The sequence below is a fragment of the Mucilaginibacter boryungensis genome, from assembly GCF_015221995.1.
GTDB lineage: Bacteria > Bacteroidota > Bacteroidia > Sphingobacteriales > Sphingobacteriaceae > Mucilaginibacter > Mucilaginibacter boryungensis.
The window spans coordinates 1,611,314-1,624,390 of sequence record NZ_JADFFM010000002.1; the positions used below are offsets into that span (position 1 = coordinate 1,611,314).

13 protein-coding genes are annotated in these 13,077 nt (G+C 42.7%); 8 read left to right on the plus strand and 5 right to left on the minus strand.

From position 1 onward, the window contains the following. The first annotated feature begins 76 nt into the window (after window positions 1-76). The 5 genes from IRJ18_RS20100 (at window position 77) to IRJ18_RS20120 (ending at window position 4,273) form a co-directional block, all read left to right on the plus strand. Window positions 77-376, plus strand: coding sequence for an HU family DNA-binding protein (locus tag IRJ18_RS20100; protein WP_194108071.1), 300 nt, complete (start codon window positions 77-79; stop codon window positions 374-376). 11 nt (window positions 377-387) lie between these two features. Beyond that, a complete protein-coding gene (locus IRJ18_RS20105; RefSeq protein WP_194108072.1) occupies window positions 388-1,242 on the plus strand; it encodes a tetratricopeptide repeat protein in 855 nt (284 codons plus the stop codon). Between the two features lie 222 nt (window positions 1,243-1,464). Beyond that, entirely contained in the window at window positions 1,465-3,015 is a 1,551-nt protein-coding gene (locus IRJ18_RS20110) for an Rne/Rng family ribonuclease (RefSeq protein ID WP_194108073.1), read from the plus strand. Between the two features lie 88 nt (window positions 3,016-3,103). After that, the gene (locus IRJ18_RS20115) at window positions 3,104-3,790 is read left to right on the plus strand and encodes a uracil-DNA glycosylase family protein (RefSeq protein ID WP_194108074.1); all 687 of its coding nucleotides are present in this window, start codon (window positions 3,104-3,106) and stop codon (window positions 3,788-3,790) included. 93 nt (window positions 3,791-3,883) lie between these two features. Then, window positions 3,884-4,273: a hypothetical protein gene (locus tag IRJ18_RS20120; RefSeq protein ID WP_194108075.1), complete on the plus strand. Its 390-nt coding sequence runs from the start codon at window positions 3,884-3,886 to the stop codon at window positions 4,271-4,273. A 27-nt stretch (window positions 4,274-4,300) separates the two neighbouring features. On the opposite strand, the gene mfd is transcribed toward IRJ18_RS20120, so the two are convergent. Further along, a complete protein-coding gene (gene mfd / locus IRJ18_RS20125) occupies window positions 4,301-7,657 on the minus strand; it encodes a transcription-repair coupling factor (RefSeq protein ID WP_194108076.1) in 3,357 nt (1,118 codons plus the stop codon). A gap of 209 nt (window positions 7,658-7,866) precedes the next feature. On the opposite strand from mfd, the gene IRJ18_RS20130 reads away from it, so the two are divergent. The 3 genes from IRJ18_RS20130 to IRJ18_RS20140 all read left to right on the plus strand — a co-directional run bounded on the left by IRJ18_RS20130 (window position 7,867) and on the right by IRJ18_RS20140 (window position 9,178). After that, entirely contained in the window at window positions 7,867-8,274 is a 408-nt protein-coding gene (locus tag IRJ18_RS20130) for a DUF4199 domain-containing protein (protein WP_194108077.1), read from the plus strand. 102 nt (window positions 8,275-8,376) lie between these two features. Then, window positions 8,377-8,676, plus strand: coding sequence for a DUF2752 domain-containing protein (locus tag IRJ18_RS20135; protein WP_317174114.1), 300 nt, complete (start codon window positions 8,377-8,379; stop codon window positions 8,674-8,676). Window positions 8,677-8,800: 124 nt separating this feature from the next. Then, the gene (locus IRJ18_RS20140; RefSeq protein WP_194108078.1) at window positions 8,801-9,178 is read left to right on the plus strand and encodes a TM2 domain-containing protein; all 378 of its coding nucleotides are present in this window, start codon (window positions 8,801-8,803) and stop codon (window positions 9,176-9,178) included. Window positions 9,179-9,498: 320 nt separating this feature from the next. Here the strand turns inward: IRJ18_RS20140 and IRJ18_RS20145 are convergent, their stop codons facing one another. The 4 genes from IRJ18_RS20145 to IRJ18_RS20160 form a co-directional block, all read right to left on the minus strand. Further along, entirely contained in the window at window positions 9,499-10,800 is a 1,302-nt protein-coding gene (locus IRJ18_RS20145) for an MFS transporter (protein ID WP_194108079.1), read from the minus strand. Window positions 10,801-10,862: 62 nt separating this feature from the next. Then, complete coding sequence (locus IRJ18_RS20150) at window positions 10,863-11,300, minus strand: MarR family winged helix-turn-helix transcriptional regulator (protein ID WP_194108080.1); 438 nt, start codon at window positions 11,298-11,300, stop codon at window positions 10,863-10,865. A 336-nt stretch (window positions 11,301-11,636) separates the two neighbouring features. Then, on the minus strand, window positions 11,637-12,221 hold the full coding sequence (locus IRJ18_RS20155; protein WP_194108081.1) for a carboxymuconolactone decarboxylase family protein: 585 nt from the start codon (window positions 12,219-12,221) through the stop codon (window positions 11,637-11,639). 106 nt (window positions 12,222-12,327) lie between these two features. After that, the gene (locus IRJ18_RS20160) at window positions 12,328-12,873 is read right to left on the minus strand and encodes a peroxiredoxin (RefSeq protein ID WP_194108082.1); all 546 of its coding nucleotides are present in this window, start codon (window positions 12,871-12,873) and stop codon (window positions 12,328-12,330) included. Between the last annotated feature and the right edge of the window lie 204 nt (window positions 12,874-13,077).

The following is a 13,077-nucleotide window of genomic DNA, read 5'->3' on the forward strand; positions in this document are numbered from 1 at the left end:
CTTTCCGAATAAAGCAATACTTTTGCAACCCCAAAACAGTTAAGTATTTACATAATAAATAAAAAGAAAATCAGATATGACTAAGGCAGAAATTATAGCTGAGATCTCATCTAAGACAGGTATTGAGAAAGTAGACGTTCAGGAAACTGTTGAGGCGTTCTTCAAGGTGGTTAAAACATCTATGGTAGGCGGCGAAAACGTTTATGTTAGAGGTTTCGGAAGTTTTGTAGTGAAAAAACGTGCTAAAAAAACAGCGCGTAATATTTCAAAGAATACTGCCATCATCATCCCCGAGCACTTTGTGCCAAGTTTTAAACCAGCCAAAACTTTTGTTGAAAAAGTAAGGACAGGTAACAAAGCAAAATCAGCTAAATAATTTAAAGGGGCATGAAAGGAAAACAAATAGCCATCATTGTAGCAGTACTTGTTATAGTGGGCTATTTGTACTCATTGCCGGTAAAAGGTTTAATTAAACCTAAAGAAGGCCACGCTAATAACGGCATGGTAGCTGGTTCAAAACCGGCGCCGGCTGCAAATATTAGTGCAGATATGGTTTCGGCAACAGCCAAAACCGCTATCGGGGCCAATTTATCGGCAAAAATAACCGACCTGGAATCGCAATTAAAACAAGCTGCAGGCGAAAAGCAAAAGGAAGAACTGCAAAGGCAACTGGCCAAACAATGGGATGATGTAAACCAACCCGCGCCTGCTGCCTTTTACTACCTTGAACTTGCCCGCAAACAGCATGATTTTAACGATTGGCTAAACGCCGGTACACGCTTTAATGATGCGTACAGGCTAAGTCAGGATTCGAGCCTTCAATCGGCGTTTGTGATGAACGCGGTGGAGGCTTTACAGAACGCTAACAAATTGCAGCCCGATAACCTGGATGCAAAAGCCGGCTTAGGCGTAGCTTATGTAAATGGCGGCGCACCATCGCCCATGCAAGGGATTAGCTTGTTGCTGGAGGTGGTTGCTAAAGACCCGAATAACCGGAGCGCAAACCTTAATTTAGGGATGTTCTCGATGAAATCGGGCCAGTATGAAAAGGCGGTAGTAAGGTTTAAAACACTGATAGCTCAAAAGCCCGAGGTTGAACCTTATTTTTACCTGGCCGAAAGCTATAAGCAGCTGGGCCAAAAGCAACAAGCAATTGATGCTTATCAAAAATGTAAAGAACTAATGCCCGACCCGACTTTTGGGAAGCGCATTGATGATTTTATAAAAGAATTAAAAAATTAATTAACACATTAAAAAATTACAACTATGCCAAGCGGTAAAAAACGTAAAAGACATAAAATGGCCACGCACAAACGTAAAAAACGTTTGAGAAAAAACAGGCATAAGAAAAAATAAGCTATTGAAAAATAGCTTATTTTACCTGCTTTTAACGGGTTTGTTATTTTATTGTTTACCTTCAGCAATAACCGGGCATTTCGCCTGGTTTAAGAAATGGAGTAGCAGTTGATAAAAGAATTAATTATCGATTCGACCCCCAACGGGGCTACTATTGCCTTATTACAGGATAAACAACTTGTAGAACTACACAAAGAGCATATCAGCAATAATTATACTGTTGGTGACCTTTACCTTGGCCGTATCAAAAAGATTATGCCAGGGTTAAATGCCGCTTTTGTTGATGTAGGATACGAGAAGGACGCCTTTTTGCATTATCTTGACCTTGGGCCACAGGTACAAAGCTTGCTTAAATTAACCAAACAGGTTAAAAGCGGCGGGTACCAGTCTAAGCTATTGGATAATTTTAAAATGGATGCCGACATTAATAAATCGGGTAAGATATCCGAGGTATTAACTAAAGGCCAGTTAATTCCTGTACAAATAGCTAAAGAGCCTATCTCTACCAAGGGGCCGCGATTAAGTTCGGACATATCTATAGCCGGCCGCTATGTGGTGCTGGTGCCTTTTTCTGAAGCGATATCTATATCGAAAAAGATAAAAAGCAATACCGAACGTAACCGTCTGCGCAAGATCATAGAAAGCATTAAGCCAAAGCATTTTGGTGTTATCATCCGTACGGTATCTGAAGGTAAGGGTGTTGAAGAAATGCAGAAGGATTTGCTTGACCTGGTATCTAAGTGGGAAACGTTTATTACCCGCTTACCCGCTACCGATCCCGGCAAAAAAGTATTGGGCGAAATTGACCGCACCAGTACCCTGCTGCGCGATCTGTTAAACCCCGATTTTCAGCATATTTACGTAAATGAGACCTCTATTTACGAAGAGATCAAATCGTACGTGCATGATATATCGCCCGAGATGGAGAACATTGTACGCCTACATAAGCACAAGGACCCCATTTTTGAGCATTACGGTATTGAAAAGCAGATAAAAGGTGCGTTTGGTAAAACGGTGAACCTGGCCGGTGGTGCTTATTTGGTGATTGAACACACGGAAGCCCTGCACGTTATTGACGTAAACAGCGGTAACCGCACAGCTAACAAAGAGAACCAGGAAGAAAATGCTTTCCAGGTAAATAAAGAGGCTGCGAAGGAAATTGCCCGCCAGTTGCGTTTGCGTGATATGGGCGGCATTGTGGTGATCGACTTTATTGATATGCATAAGCCGAATAACCGTAAGGACCTGTTCGACTATCTGAAGTCGGAGATGTCGCACGATCGCGCTAAGCATACAATTTTGCCGCCAAGCAAATTTGGCCTGGTGCAAATTACCCGCCAGCGTGTACGCCCTGAAATGAATATTGTAACCAGCGAGGTTTGCCCTACCTGTAATGGTACCGGCACCATCCGCCCTACCATATTGTTGCTGGACGATATTGAGAATAATTTTAACTATATACTGGTTGAACAGAATGAAAAAAGTATTACACTTTGCGTTCATCCGTATATTGAAGCTTACATTAAAAAGGGCCTGGTAACACGCCAGATGAAATGGTACTTTAAATACAACCAGTGGATAAAAGTTAAATCGAACCCGGCCTATCAGATTACCGAGTTCCATTTCTTTAACGCAAAAGAGGAAGAGATTAAGTTATAGTCTGGAAGACCGAAAGATATTAAAGCGCCCTAAAGCAGGGCGCTTTTTTGTTTTATACGTTACTTTTGTTCTTACATTAACCTACACTATGACGTTTGCCGATAGAGTGATCAACTTCAATAATAACCTGCACTTTGATAATAAACTGCCGGATGGGATTGCTATTATGAATCCGTTTGTTCACGAATCGGTTAGGGAAATAGCCAGCCAGTTTTATAAAAAATATTACGATGATAATAATCAGCGCCATTTGGTTATCGGCATAAATCCCGGCAGGTTTGGCGGCGGCTTAACCGGTATCCCGTTTACCGACCCGAAACGCTTGAAAAGTGAATGCCATATTGCTTATAACGGGCCGGAAACGCACGAGCCGTCGTCGGTATTCATTTATGAAATGATAAAGGCTTACGGCGGCCCTGAGCGGTTTTACAGCAAGTTTTATTTCAACTCGGCATTTCCGCTGGGTTTTGTGAAGATGGATAACAAAGGGAAAGAGGTTAACTATAATTATTACGATAGCCCGCAATTAATTGCCGCAGTAAGGGACGACATTATAAATAATATTAAAGCGCAAATTGCCTTAGGCGTAGCTACGGATATCTGTTTTTGTTTTGGTACCGGGCAAAACCAAAAGTTTTTAAACAAGCTGAATGAACAGTTCCAGTTTTTTGGCGAGATCATAGCGCTGGAGCATCCGCGCTTTATAATGCAGTATAAAAGCAAAAGTAAACAGGAGTATATTGATAAATACCTGCATGCTTTTGCGGCTGTGTGAGCAGTTACCCAGGTGTCCCGATGCAGGTTTAATATATTTATTGGCCCTAATTCCCATGATGTATCTCTTATAAGTAATTCTTATCTTCACCATATGAAAAATATCATTATACTGGCATTTTTTACGGTAATGGCCGGCAAGGTATCGGCACAAACCGTTATCCCGGCTAAAGACGCAGCCAAACATATTGGTGAAACCGTTACCATAACCGACAAAGTTTTTAGCGGTAAATACTTTGAGAACAACAAAATGACCTTGTTGGATATCGGCGGTTATAACCCCAATCAATTACTTACCTTAATGATACCCGGTGCCGATAAAGCAAAATTTAAAGGCAACCCCGAAGTTGATTATAAAGGCAAGGACGTTACAGTTACCGGAAAGATCATTGAATACAAAAACAAACCCGAAATTATTGTGACCGATCCATCACAAATAAAGCTGGTTATGTCAGATAACACAGTTAAACAGAAGTTTGACTAAAACTACGACAGGGTTTTAAGAGCTGAGTTATTGTATATCGACAGTTCCCGCTACTTCTTCTAATAAAGAAACGGCTTCATTAATACCAGGCACATTTTCGATACTTAACCGCAGGCTGTTTTTGATCTCTTTCAGGTTTGCGCGACGGTGATTATATTGCAAAAATGTAAGCACATTTTGGAAGGCGTTCGTCTCAAAGTACGGCGATTGCTGATTGGCTATAAAATAGCCGCGCAGCACATTCTTTTTCAGCGAGATCTTCTCGAAGCCAATTATTTTGCCCAGCCATTGCAGGCGCATGGTGTTCAGCAAATCGTTTACCTGGGGTGGGATCGGGCCAAATCGATCTACTAATTGCTGTTCGAAAGCCCGCAACTCGGCTTCGTTTTCAAGTTTGGATAATTCGGTGTACAGGTTATAACGTTCGCCTATATTGGTTACATACTCATCAGGGATAAGAATCTCCAGGTCGGTATCTATCTGCGTAAAGGTTACATATGGTCGAGGTTTATCATCCGGGAATACGCCTTTAAACTCATCGTCTTTCAGTTCCTGTATGGCTTCATCCAGTATCTTATGGTACATTTCAAAACCGATCTCGGCAATAAACCCGCTTTGTTCTGCTCCCAGCAAGTTACCGCTGCCACGGATATCCAAATCGCGCATGGCTACGTTAAAGCCGCTGCCCAAATCGCTAAATTCCTCAATGGCGCTCAATCGTTTGCGGGCTTCTGACGTCAAGGTTGATAACGGTGGACTTAACAAATAACAAAAAGCCTTTTTATTGCTTCGCCCCACACGACCGCGCATCTGGTGCAGGTCGCTCAAGCCAAACATATGGGCGTAATTGATAATAATGGTATTGGCGTTAGGGATATCCAGGCCGGCTTCAATAATGGTAGTCGCCACCAGTATATCATATTCATGGTTCACAAACTTCAGCATTACATCTTCCAGCGCGTCACCCTCCAGTTGCCCATGGGCGATACCAATACGTGCCTTAGGTACCAGTTTATGGATCATCCCGCCCAGTTGCGGCAGATCGGCCACGCGGTTGTGAATAAAAAACACCTGTCCCTGGCGGTCAAGCTCGTATTCAATGGCTTCTTTTATCAGTTTATCATTAAATACATGCAACTCGGTAACTACCGGCTGGCGATTTGGTGGCGGAGTTGATATGATAGAAAGATCGCGTGCACCCATTAACGAGAAGTGCAGTGTACGCGGGATTGGCGTAGCCGTCAGCGTCAGCGTATCCACATTAGCACGCATTTGTTTTAGCTTCTCTTTGGTAGACACCCCAAATTTTTGCTCCTCGTCGATGATCATCAGGCCCAGGTCCTTAAACCTCACATCCTTGCTCACCAAACGATGTGTGCCAATGATGATATCAACCTTTCCCTCCTTCAACTTTTCAAGCGTTTCTTTTATCTGCTTGCTGGTTTTAAACCGGTTTACATAATCAATATTAGCCGGAAAGCCTTTTAGCCTGTCAGTAAAGGTCTTGTGGTGTTGGGCTGCCAAAATGGTAGTAGGCACCAATACGGCTACCTGTTTGCTATCGGCAACTGCTTTAAATGCCGCGCGGATGGCTACTTCGGTTTTACCGAAACCTACGTCGCCGCATATTAGCCTGTCCATAGGGTGCGGCGATTCCATATCTTTCTTGAAATCGGCTGTAGCCTTTTCCTGGTCGGGGGTATCTTCGTAAATAAACGATGCTTCCAGTTCGGTTTGCAGGTAACTATCGGGCGAGAAAGCATTACCGCTTTGGGCCTTACGCACAGCATAAAGCTTGATCAGGTCGCGGGCAATGTCTTTAACTTTTTTTTTTGTGGTTTTCTTCAGCCTTTCCCAGGTATCGGTACCCAGTTTGTTCATTTTAGGCACTGTGCCCTCTTTGCCACTATACTTGGAAATACGGTTCAACGAATTGATGTTCACATACAGCAAGTCGTTATCGGCATAAACCAAACGGATCATCTCCTGCATTTTGCCGCTTACCTCAACCTTTTCCAGGCCGGCGTATTTGCCAATACCATGGTCAATGTGCGTCACATAATCGCCAGGCTTCAGGTCGCGCAGTTCTTTTAAGGTAATGGCTTGCGAACGCTGATACCCTTTCTTCAACTTGTACTTATAATAACGGTCAAATATCTGGTGGTCGGTGTAGCAGGCTATTTTCTGCTCGCGGTCAACAAAGCCTTCGCGGATGGAAATACTAAGCGGGGTAAACTTTACCGATTTATCCAGGTCATCCAATATCGCGTAAAGCCGCTCTACCTGGCGTGCTGAATCGGTAAGAATAAAATTAGTGATGCCCTCGGCTTCGTTATTCTTAAAATTATGGATCAGCAGTGTAAAATCTTTATTAAAAGACGGCTGCGGACGGATGTCGAAACTAACGGTTTGATTAGCGGTATAAAAAAATTGCTTACCAAATTCGGTAATAGCAAAATCGTGCAGTTGATCGGCAATCAGCTTGTCATCGGTAAAGTTAAACTTGGGGTCGATCCAATCCGGGTTCTGCTGTTTTTCATCTGCAGATAGCGCTTTCCATAAATTGGTCGCTTTTTTAAACCCATCTTTAATAATATCAAAGGTGAACTGCACATCTTTTATCCAGATGCTGGTCGCGGGGTCGATAAATTCCAGCAGGGAAATATTATGCTCCGTCAGGAATTTGGATTGTACGTTGGGTACAATGGTAATGCTTTTTACCTGTTCAACAGATAGCTGGCTTTCAATCTCGAAAGTACGGATGGATTCTATCAGATCGCCAAAGAATTCTACCCGGTAAGGCAGGTCGTGCGAAAAGGAGAAAATATCTACAATACCGCCGCGTACCGAAAACTGGCCTGGTTCGTACACAAAATCAACCCGGTCGAAATCATATTCAACCAGGAACTCGTTAATAAAATCGATACTGAGTTTGCTGTTAACGGCAATTTCCAGCGTATTCTTTTCCAGTGATGCCCGGTCGATCACCTTTTCGGCTAGTGCCTCGGGGTAAGTAACTATCAGCTGGCCGAAATCGGTGGTGTGTGTAAGCTCATTCAGCACTTCGGCACGGGCTAAAACGTTGCTGCTATCGGGCTGGGTAAATTCAAATGGTTTACGGTATGATGAAGGGAAAAGCAGCACTTCTTTGCCGGTCAGGCTTTCCAGGTCGGCCTGGAAAAAGCCGGCTTCCTCGCGGTCGGGCAGTACAAACACCATGGGCTTGTGCTGCAAAAAATACAAAGCTACCGCCACGGTCGCATCACTCGATCCAACCAAACCACGCAGCTGTACCCTTGGGTTTTTTGAAGCATTTAGCGCTGTAGCCAATTGCTTCACCCGTTCGTCAGCCTTATACTGCTCTAAAATATCACGGACATTCAAACCAATGCAAATATAGGTGTTTGTGATTAGTTAAGGGCGGTTAACCTGCAACAAAATTCAGGCCTGTATGTTCCGTAATAAATATTATTACAGACAACCTTTTCAGCAAAAAACACCGTATACATAAAACAAACCACGCCTGATTATACTTATTACATTACAAACCTGTGGTTTGTGTTTAAGCTGATTTAACCAAACATTATAACAAAATGAAAAATGCATTTATTACCGGCCTTGTAATAGGCATACTTAGCGGTTTATGGCTATTCACCATGCACTGGATGGGCTACAATACCACCGGCGCGCATCAAATAGCCCCATACGAATACTTATCGGTACTGATCCCCTTTGTTGGTTTATTTTTTGGGGTGCGCGCTTACCGCGAAAATGAAATGAGCGGCGTAATTAGTTTCCTGGAGGCTTTGGTACAATGCTTTAAAACATTGATAGTTGGCGGTGTTATTGCCGTGTTTATAGCTATTTTATATCTCAATTATGTATCTGGCGGCGTAAACTTTACCGATTTTTCGGGCCGCATGTTTGGCGCGTTGCTGGTAGGTATTTTAGAAGCGCTTGCGGTTTCGTTAATATTGATGAATAGGCATAAGACACTTTAAGGGAGAGATTAGTTAATTAAAGATTAAAGATTAGTATCTCATTCAATAAAACAGCGTCCCGGTCAAATCGGGACGCTGTTTTTTTATGCCTATATTTGATATGTGCTGAAGTTTATCAAGACAAATTTTGAACTATTATTTTGGATAGCTGCTTTAATAGCGCTGGCTTTCAGCGACCCGGCACAACCGCATTTTGTACTGTGTCCGTTTCGGCGTATGGGGATAACCTGGTGTCCCGGTTGTGGTATTGGGCATGCTATCAGTTATTTGTTTCGGGGGAATATCAGCGCATCGTTTCATGCCCATTGGTTTGGCATACCGGTATTGGGTGTACTGCTTTGGCGGGTTTATACCTTAGCCTTGAATCAATATCGGACATATTACCATCCCCCTTTTCAATAGCGTAGTTTAACCGCCAAAAAACCGTCGTTCGCCGATATGTTTGCCCTGCCCGCCAATATTGTTTAGGCCAATGTTTAGTTGTATCTTAGTTTTACATCACAATCAATCATTAAAACAGAATAAAATGGACATGCAACCTAACGCCTATATGATGCTTCCCGGTATTACCGCCGAAGAAATAGGCTTTTTACAACAAGCTACCGCAGGACTGGACGAAAATCAGCAAAAATATTTCTTTAATGTTTATGCAGGCAAACGCAAAAGCGCACAGGATGTGTTGCTGTTTACACTGATAGGCTTTTTAGGCATAGCTGGTGTGCACCGGTTTGTGCTGGGCCAGATAGGAATGGGGCTTGTTTACTTTTTTACTGGGGGTTTTTGCCTTATAGGAACCATTGTAGACCTGATTAACCATAAAACATTGGCCATGGAATACAACAAGAAAATGGCGTACGACAGCTTCCAGATAGTTAAAATGGGTGGCGGGTTTAATAAGTTTTAAGATAAAATATAACGCAATTTGTTTGCGTAAGGTGAGCCGGCGCGGTAATCACATAGTTTGGAAGTCCAGCTATGAGATTACCGCGCCGGTTTTAACCCCCTTTACTGAGTAATAGCAACGAAAAGGCATATTGGTCATCACCAATCGTTCCGATGGAACGGTGCAATTTCTCCTATTTCTACCCACCTAACATCCCTACGGGATGAAAATAAGAACCGTTCCGTTAGGAACGGTTGGTTGGTAACAATGTAAACCAGCATTTATTACGTTCCATCAGAACGTTTGGTGTAATCCCTTTACCGGGGGGTAACAACTGAATGCTAAGAGGCTTTGTTTAGAAATGGATTATTCCGGATGATATTCGATGGGGCTAATTCTACGGGCTGCTGTTCCAGTATCACCTGCTCCCTTTTTTGTATTTTCTTTTTCCTTAGGAAACGCAGGTGCAATACACCAATTACCAAAGCTACCCCGCCCTCGGCCAGAATAGTATTTTGTACCCCTATCCACTGCGATAATCCGCCAATCAGCAATCCGCCCAGCGGTTGCATCCCAAAGAAAGCGGTGGCGTAAAAGCTTATGATCCGGCCACGCATTTCAGGCGCTACGGTAGTTTGTATCAGCGTATTACTGATGGTTATTTGCGACATCATACCAAAGCCGCTTAGTGTGGCGAATATTAAGGCCAGGGGATAGTTGGTTTCATGTGCAAACAGGGCTAAGCCAGCGCCAAATATCAAGGTGTTTATCGCTAAGATCTTTTTTAAATCGCGGCCGGGTTTTAAAGATGCCAGGAACATTGCACCTGAAAATGCGCCCAAACCAATTACGCTGTCTATCACACCAAAAGTTGATGCGGTCCCTTTAAAAATATCTTTAGCGTAAACCGGTATTAGCGTACTGTAAGGCAGTACAAATAAACTAATTGCTGCTAACATTACTAAAATGAAGGAAATGCTGGGTGTGTTTTTCAGGTATACAAAGCCTTCTTTCAGTTCGCCAAACATGTTTTTGGTATGGGGGCGTGACTGGTATTCAGGCAGTTTCATCATCAGCAACGAACCAATAACCGCCACAAAACTTAGCGCATTCAGCCCAAAACAAAAGTCGTTCCCCCATTTTTCAATAACCAGGCCGGCTATACCCGGGCCGATCAGCCTTGAAAGATTTACCATAGATGAATTAAGCGCCAGGGCATTCGGCAGGTCGGCTTTATTATCAACCATATCATACACCAACGACTGCCGGGCAGGGACATCAAAGGCGTTAATAATCCCCAGCATTACGCTAAGTGCTATTATCTCCCATACATTATAGCTTTTGGTGAACACCAATATGGTTAATAGTACAGCCTGAACCATGGAGGCCACCTGGGTTACTAATAACAGGCGGAACTTATTATACCTATCGGCGGCTACCCCTCCTAAAAAGGAGAACAAAAATGAAGGGAACATACTGGCAAACAACGTCAGGCCCAGCATAAATTTAGATTGTGTCAGTTCGTATACCACCCAACTAACAGCGGTTTTTTGCATCCAGGTGCCAATCAGCGAAACAGATTGGCCGAAAAGATATAACCGGTAGTTGTAGCTTTTAATAGCTTTAAATGTACTAATATTCATTACCTCACTTCTCCTTGCACCCTCTCCCTTTTGGGAGAGGCCTTGTTTAAATTATAAATTCATCATTCCCAATCAACCAGTTTAGCAAGTGACACTAATGTTTTTTGCAAAAGTTCATGCTCTTCTGGACTGCATACCTCGTTCAAAGCTTTATTTAGCCATTCTTCGCGCTCGTTACGCACTTTGTAAAGTAATGCTGCGCCTTGTTCTGTTAGGGAGATAAGTACTTTACGTTTATCTGTTTTTGAAGCTGTACGGATAATTAGTCCCATCTCCAGCAAGTGGTTGAGCACCTGCGACATGGATTGTTTGGTAATGTGCTCCATATCAGCAAGCTCACTGGGTAGCAATTGCTTATGCTGATCTAACAATGCGATGGTAGACCGTTCGGTTAAAGACAGTTTTTCTCCCGCCGGCGATTGTTTACGCAGTTTTTTAGTAAGCCTTGTAACAATATTACGCAGGCTACTGGCTAATTGACGTGTCTGTTGATTGTCCACTGTTTTATTGTCAGCTAAACTTGTAAGTTTACCTGACAAATGTACTACAAGATTTGCTATTGAAAAGTCATATTGATTATTAAGGCCAGTAGTTTTAAGAAGGAAAGCAAAGGACAGTAGTTTAAGCTATGCAGAATTTGTGCTGCAGGTATTCGATATATAAACATCCTCAGGTCTGCTTCTAAGAAGAGAATTAACGAAGGGTAGGAAATGAATAGAGATGGTACAAGTAAACTAGAATTGTCATTGCGAGCGATAGCGTGGTCATCTCACAGCTCGATTAACGATACTATAAGATGGCCACGTGCTCGCTCCTCGCAATGACAAAAAGGATATTTAAAAAATAACTTTCCCGGTAGCGGTTACTAACGATGCAATACGTACTGCGTCAAAGATCCGCTCTTCGGTAGTGCCAAGTTTAATTAAAGAATCTTCGTGCGCGTTCACACACATTTCACATCCATTTACTGCTGAAATAGCCAAGCTCATCAGTTCAAAAAACTCTTTGCCGGTTACTGGTTTCATCATCAGCTGCATGCGGATGCGTGCAGGTATTTGTGTGTATTTTTCTTTCTGCGTAAAATGGCGGAAGCGGTAAAAAACATTATTAGCCGCCAATAACGATGCACAACCTGCTGCTTCGGCTATATCCGGGGCGGTAGCGCCCTGTTCTTCGGCGTAACGGGTAAAATATTGGGTAAGCGGGATGTTATTATTATTGATGGCCACGCTAAGCCCAAGCAATGCGCACTCTTTTGTGCTTAAATGCTCGGACGTAAGGGTACTGGTGAAATTCAGTTTCAAATCGCGCAGGTAACGCGATTCACCTTTCTCCAGCAAACTCAGGCTTTCGGTACGGTAGGCGGTATCAACCCCAATGGCTGTTAATATTTCGTTGATTATTTCGGTAGATTCGTTCATAGGGCCCCCTCTAAATCTCCCCCTGTAGGGGAGACTTATTTGTTTTAGTTAATAGAATAAGAATAAAGCCCCTCTCTGCTGGAGAGGGGTTTGGGGTGAGGTTATTTTAAACTGTTAAAGTTTCCTGGCCTTTTTCCCAGTTGCATGGGCAAAGTTCGTCGGTTTGTAAACCGTCCAGTACGCGTAAAACTTCTTTTACGTTACGGCCAACACTAAGGTCGTTAACGCTAACCCAACGGATAATGCCCTGAGGATCAATAATAAAAGTAGCGCGGTAAGCGATTTTTTCGGTTGGTTCTAAAATACCCAGGTCTTCAGCCAATGATTTTGAAGTATCAGCCAGCATCGGGAATTTCAAATCGCGCAAATCGTCGTGGTCCCTTCTCCAGGCTGCATGTACAAATTCAGAGTCGGTTGAAGCGCCGATCAGGCGGGCATCACGGTCACGAAATTCGGTAAAGTTTTTATTGAATTCTGCAATTTCTGTGGGGCAAACAAAAGTGAAATCCTTTGGCCACCAAAACATTACAGTCCAAACGTTATCTTCATTCACCAAAAAATCTGAAGTGATGGTTTCAAACTCTTTACCTTTTTCAAGGCTTACTACGGCTGTTTTAGAAAATGAAGGGAATTTCTGTCCTATCGTTAACATAGTTGTATATTTTTAAGTGTTATTAATATTTAAGGCAAAAATACGCTTTTTTGGTGGCTTATATTATTGAAAAGGTCAATGAGTTATAGATAAATACTATAATTAAAATTATAATCATAAACAATGATTATTGGATAATGAGAAATAAGTAGGCGATTTTTATGGAGGTTTTAGATAATAATAAATAAAGGCAACCCCTCGCTC

What these genes read in the sequence shown, in the direction of transcription:
- IRJ18_RS20100 (WP_194108071.1), top strand. Translation starts at nt 77, where the DNA reads ATGACTAAGGCAGAAATTATAGCTGAGATCTCATCTAAGACAGGTATT.
- IRJ18_RS20105 (WP_194108072.1), top strand. Translation starts at nt 388, where the DNA reads ATGAAAGGAAAACAAATAGCCATCATTGTAGCAGTACTTGTTATAGTG.
- IRJ18_RS20115 (WP_194108074.1), top strand. Translation starts at nt 3,104, where the DNA reads ATGACGTTTGCCGATAGAGTGATCAACTTCAATAATAACCTGCACTTT.
- IRJ18_RS20120 (WP_194108075.1), top strand. Translation starts at nt 3,884, where the DNA reads ATGAAAAATATCATTATACTGGCATTTTTTACGGTAATGGCCGGCAAG.
- IRJ18_RS20130 (WP_194108077.1), top strand. Translation starts at nt 7,867, where the DNA reads ATGAAAAATGCATTTATTACCGGCCTTGTAATAGGCATACTTAGCGGT.
- IRJ18_RS20140 (WP_194108078.1), top strand. Translation starts at nt 8,801, where the DNA reads ATGGACATGCAACCTAACGCCTATATGATGCTTCCCGGTATTACCGCC.
- IRJ18_RS20145 (WP_194108079.1), bottom strand. Translation starts at nt 10,800, where the DNA reads ATGAATATTAGTACATTTAAAGCTATTAAAAGCTACAACTACCGGTTA.
- IRJ18_RS20155 (WP_194108081.1), bottom strand. Translation starts at nt 12,221, where the DNA reads ATGAACGAATCTACCGAAATAATCAACGAAATATTAACAGCCATTGGG.
- IRJ18_RS20160 (WP_194108082.1), bottom strand. Translation starts at nt 12,873, where the DNA reads ATGTTAACGATAGGACAGAAATTCCCTTCATTTTCTAAAACAGCCGTA.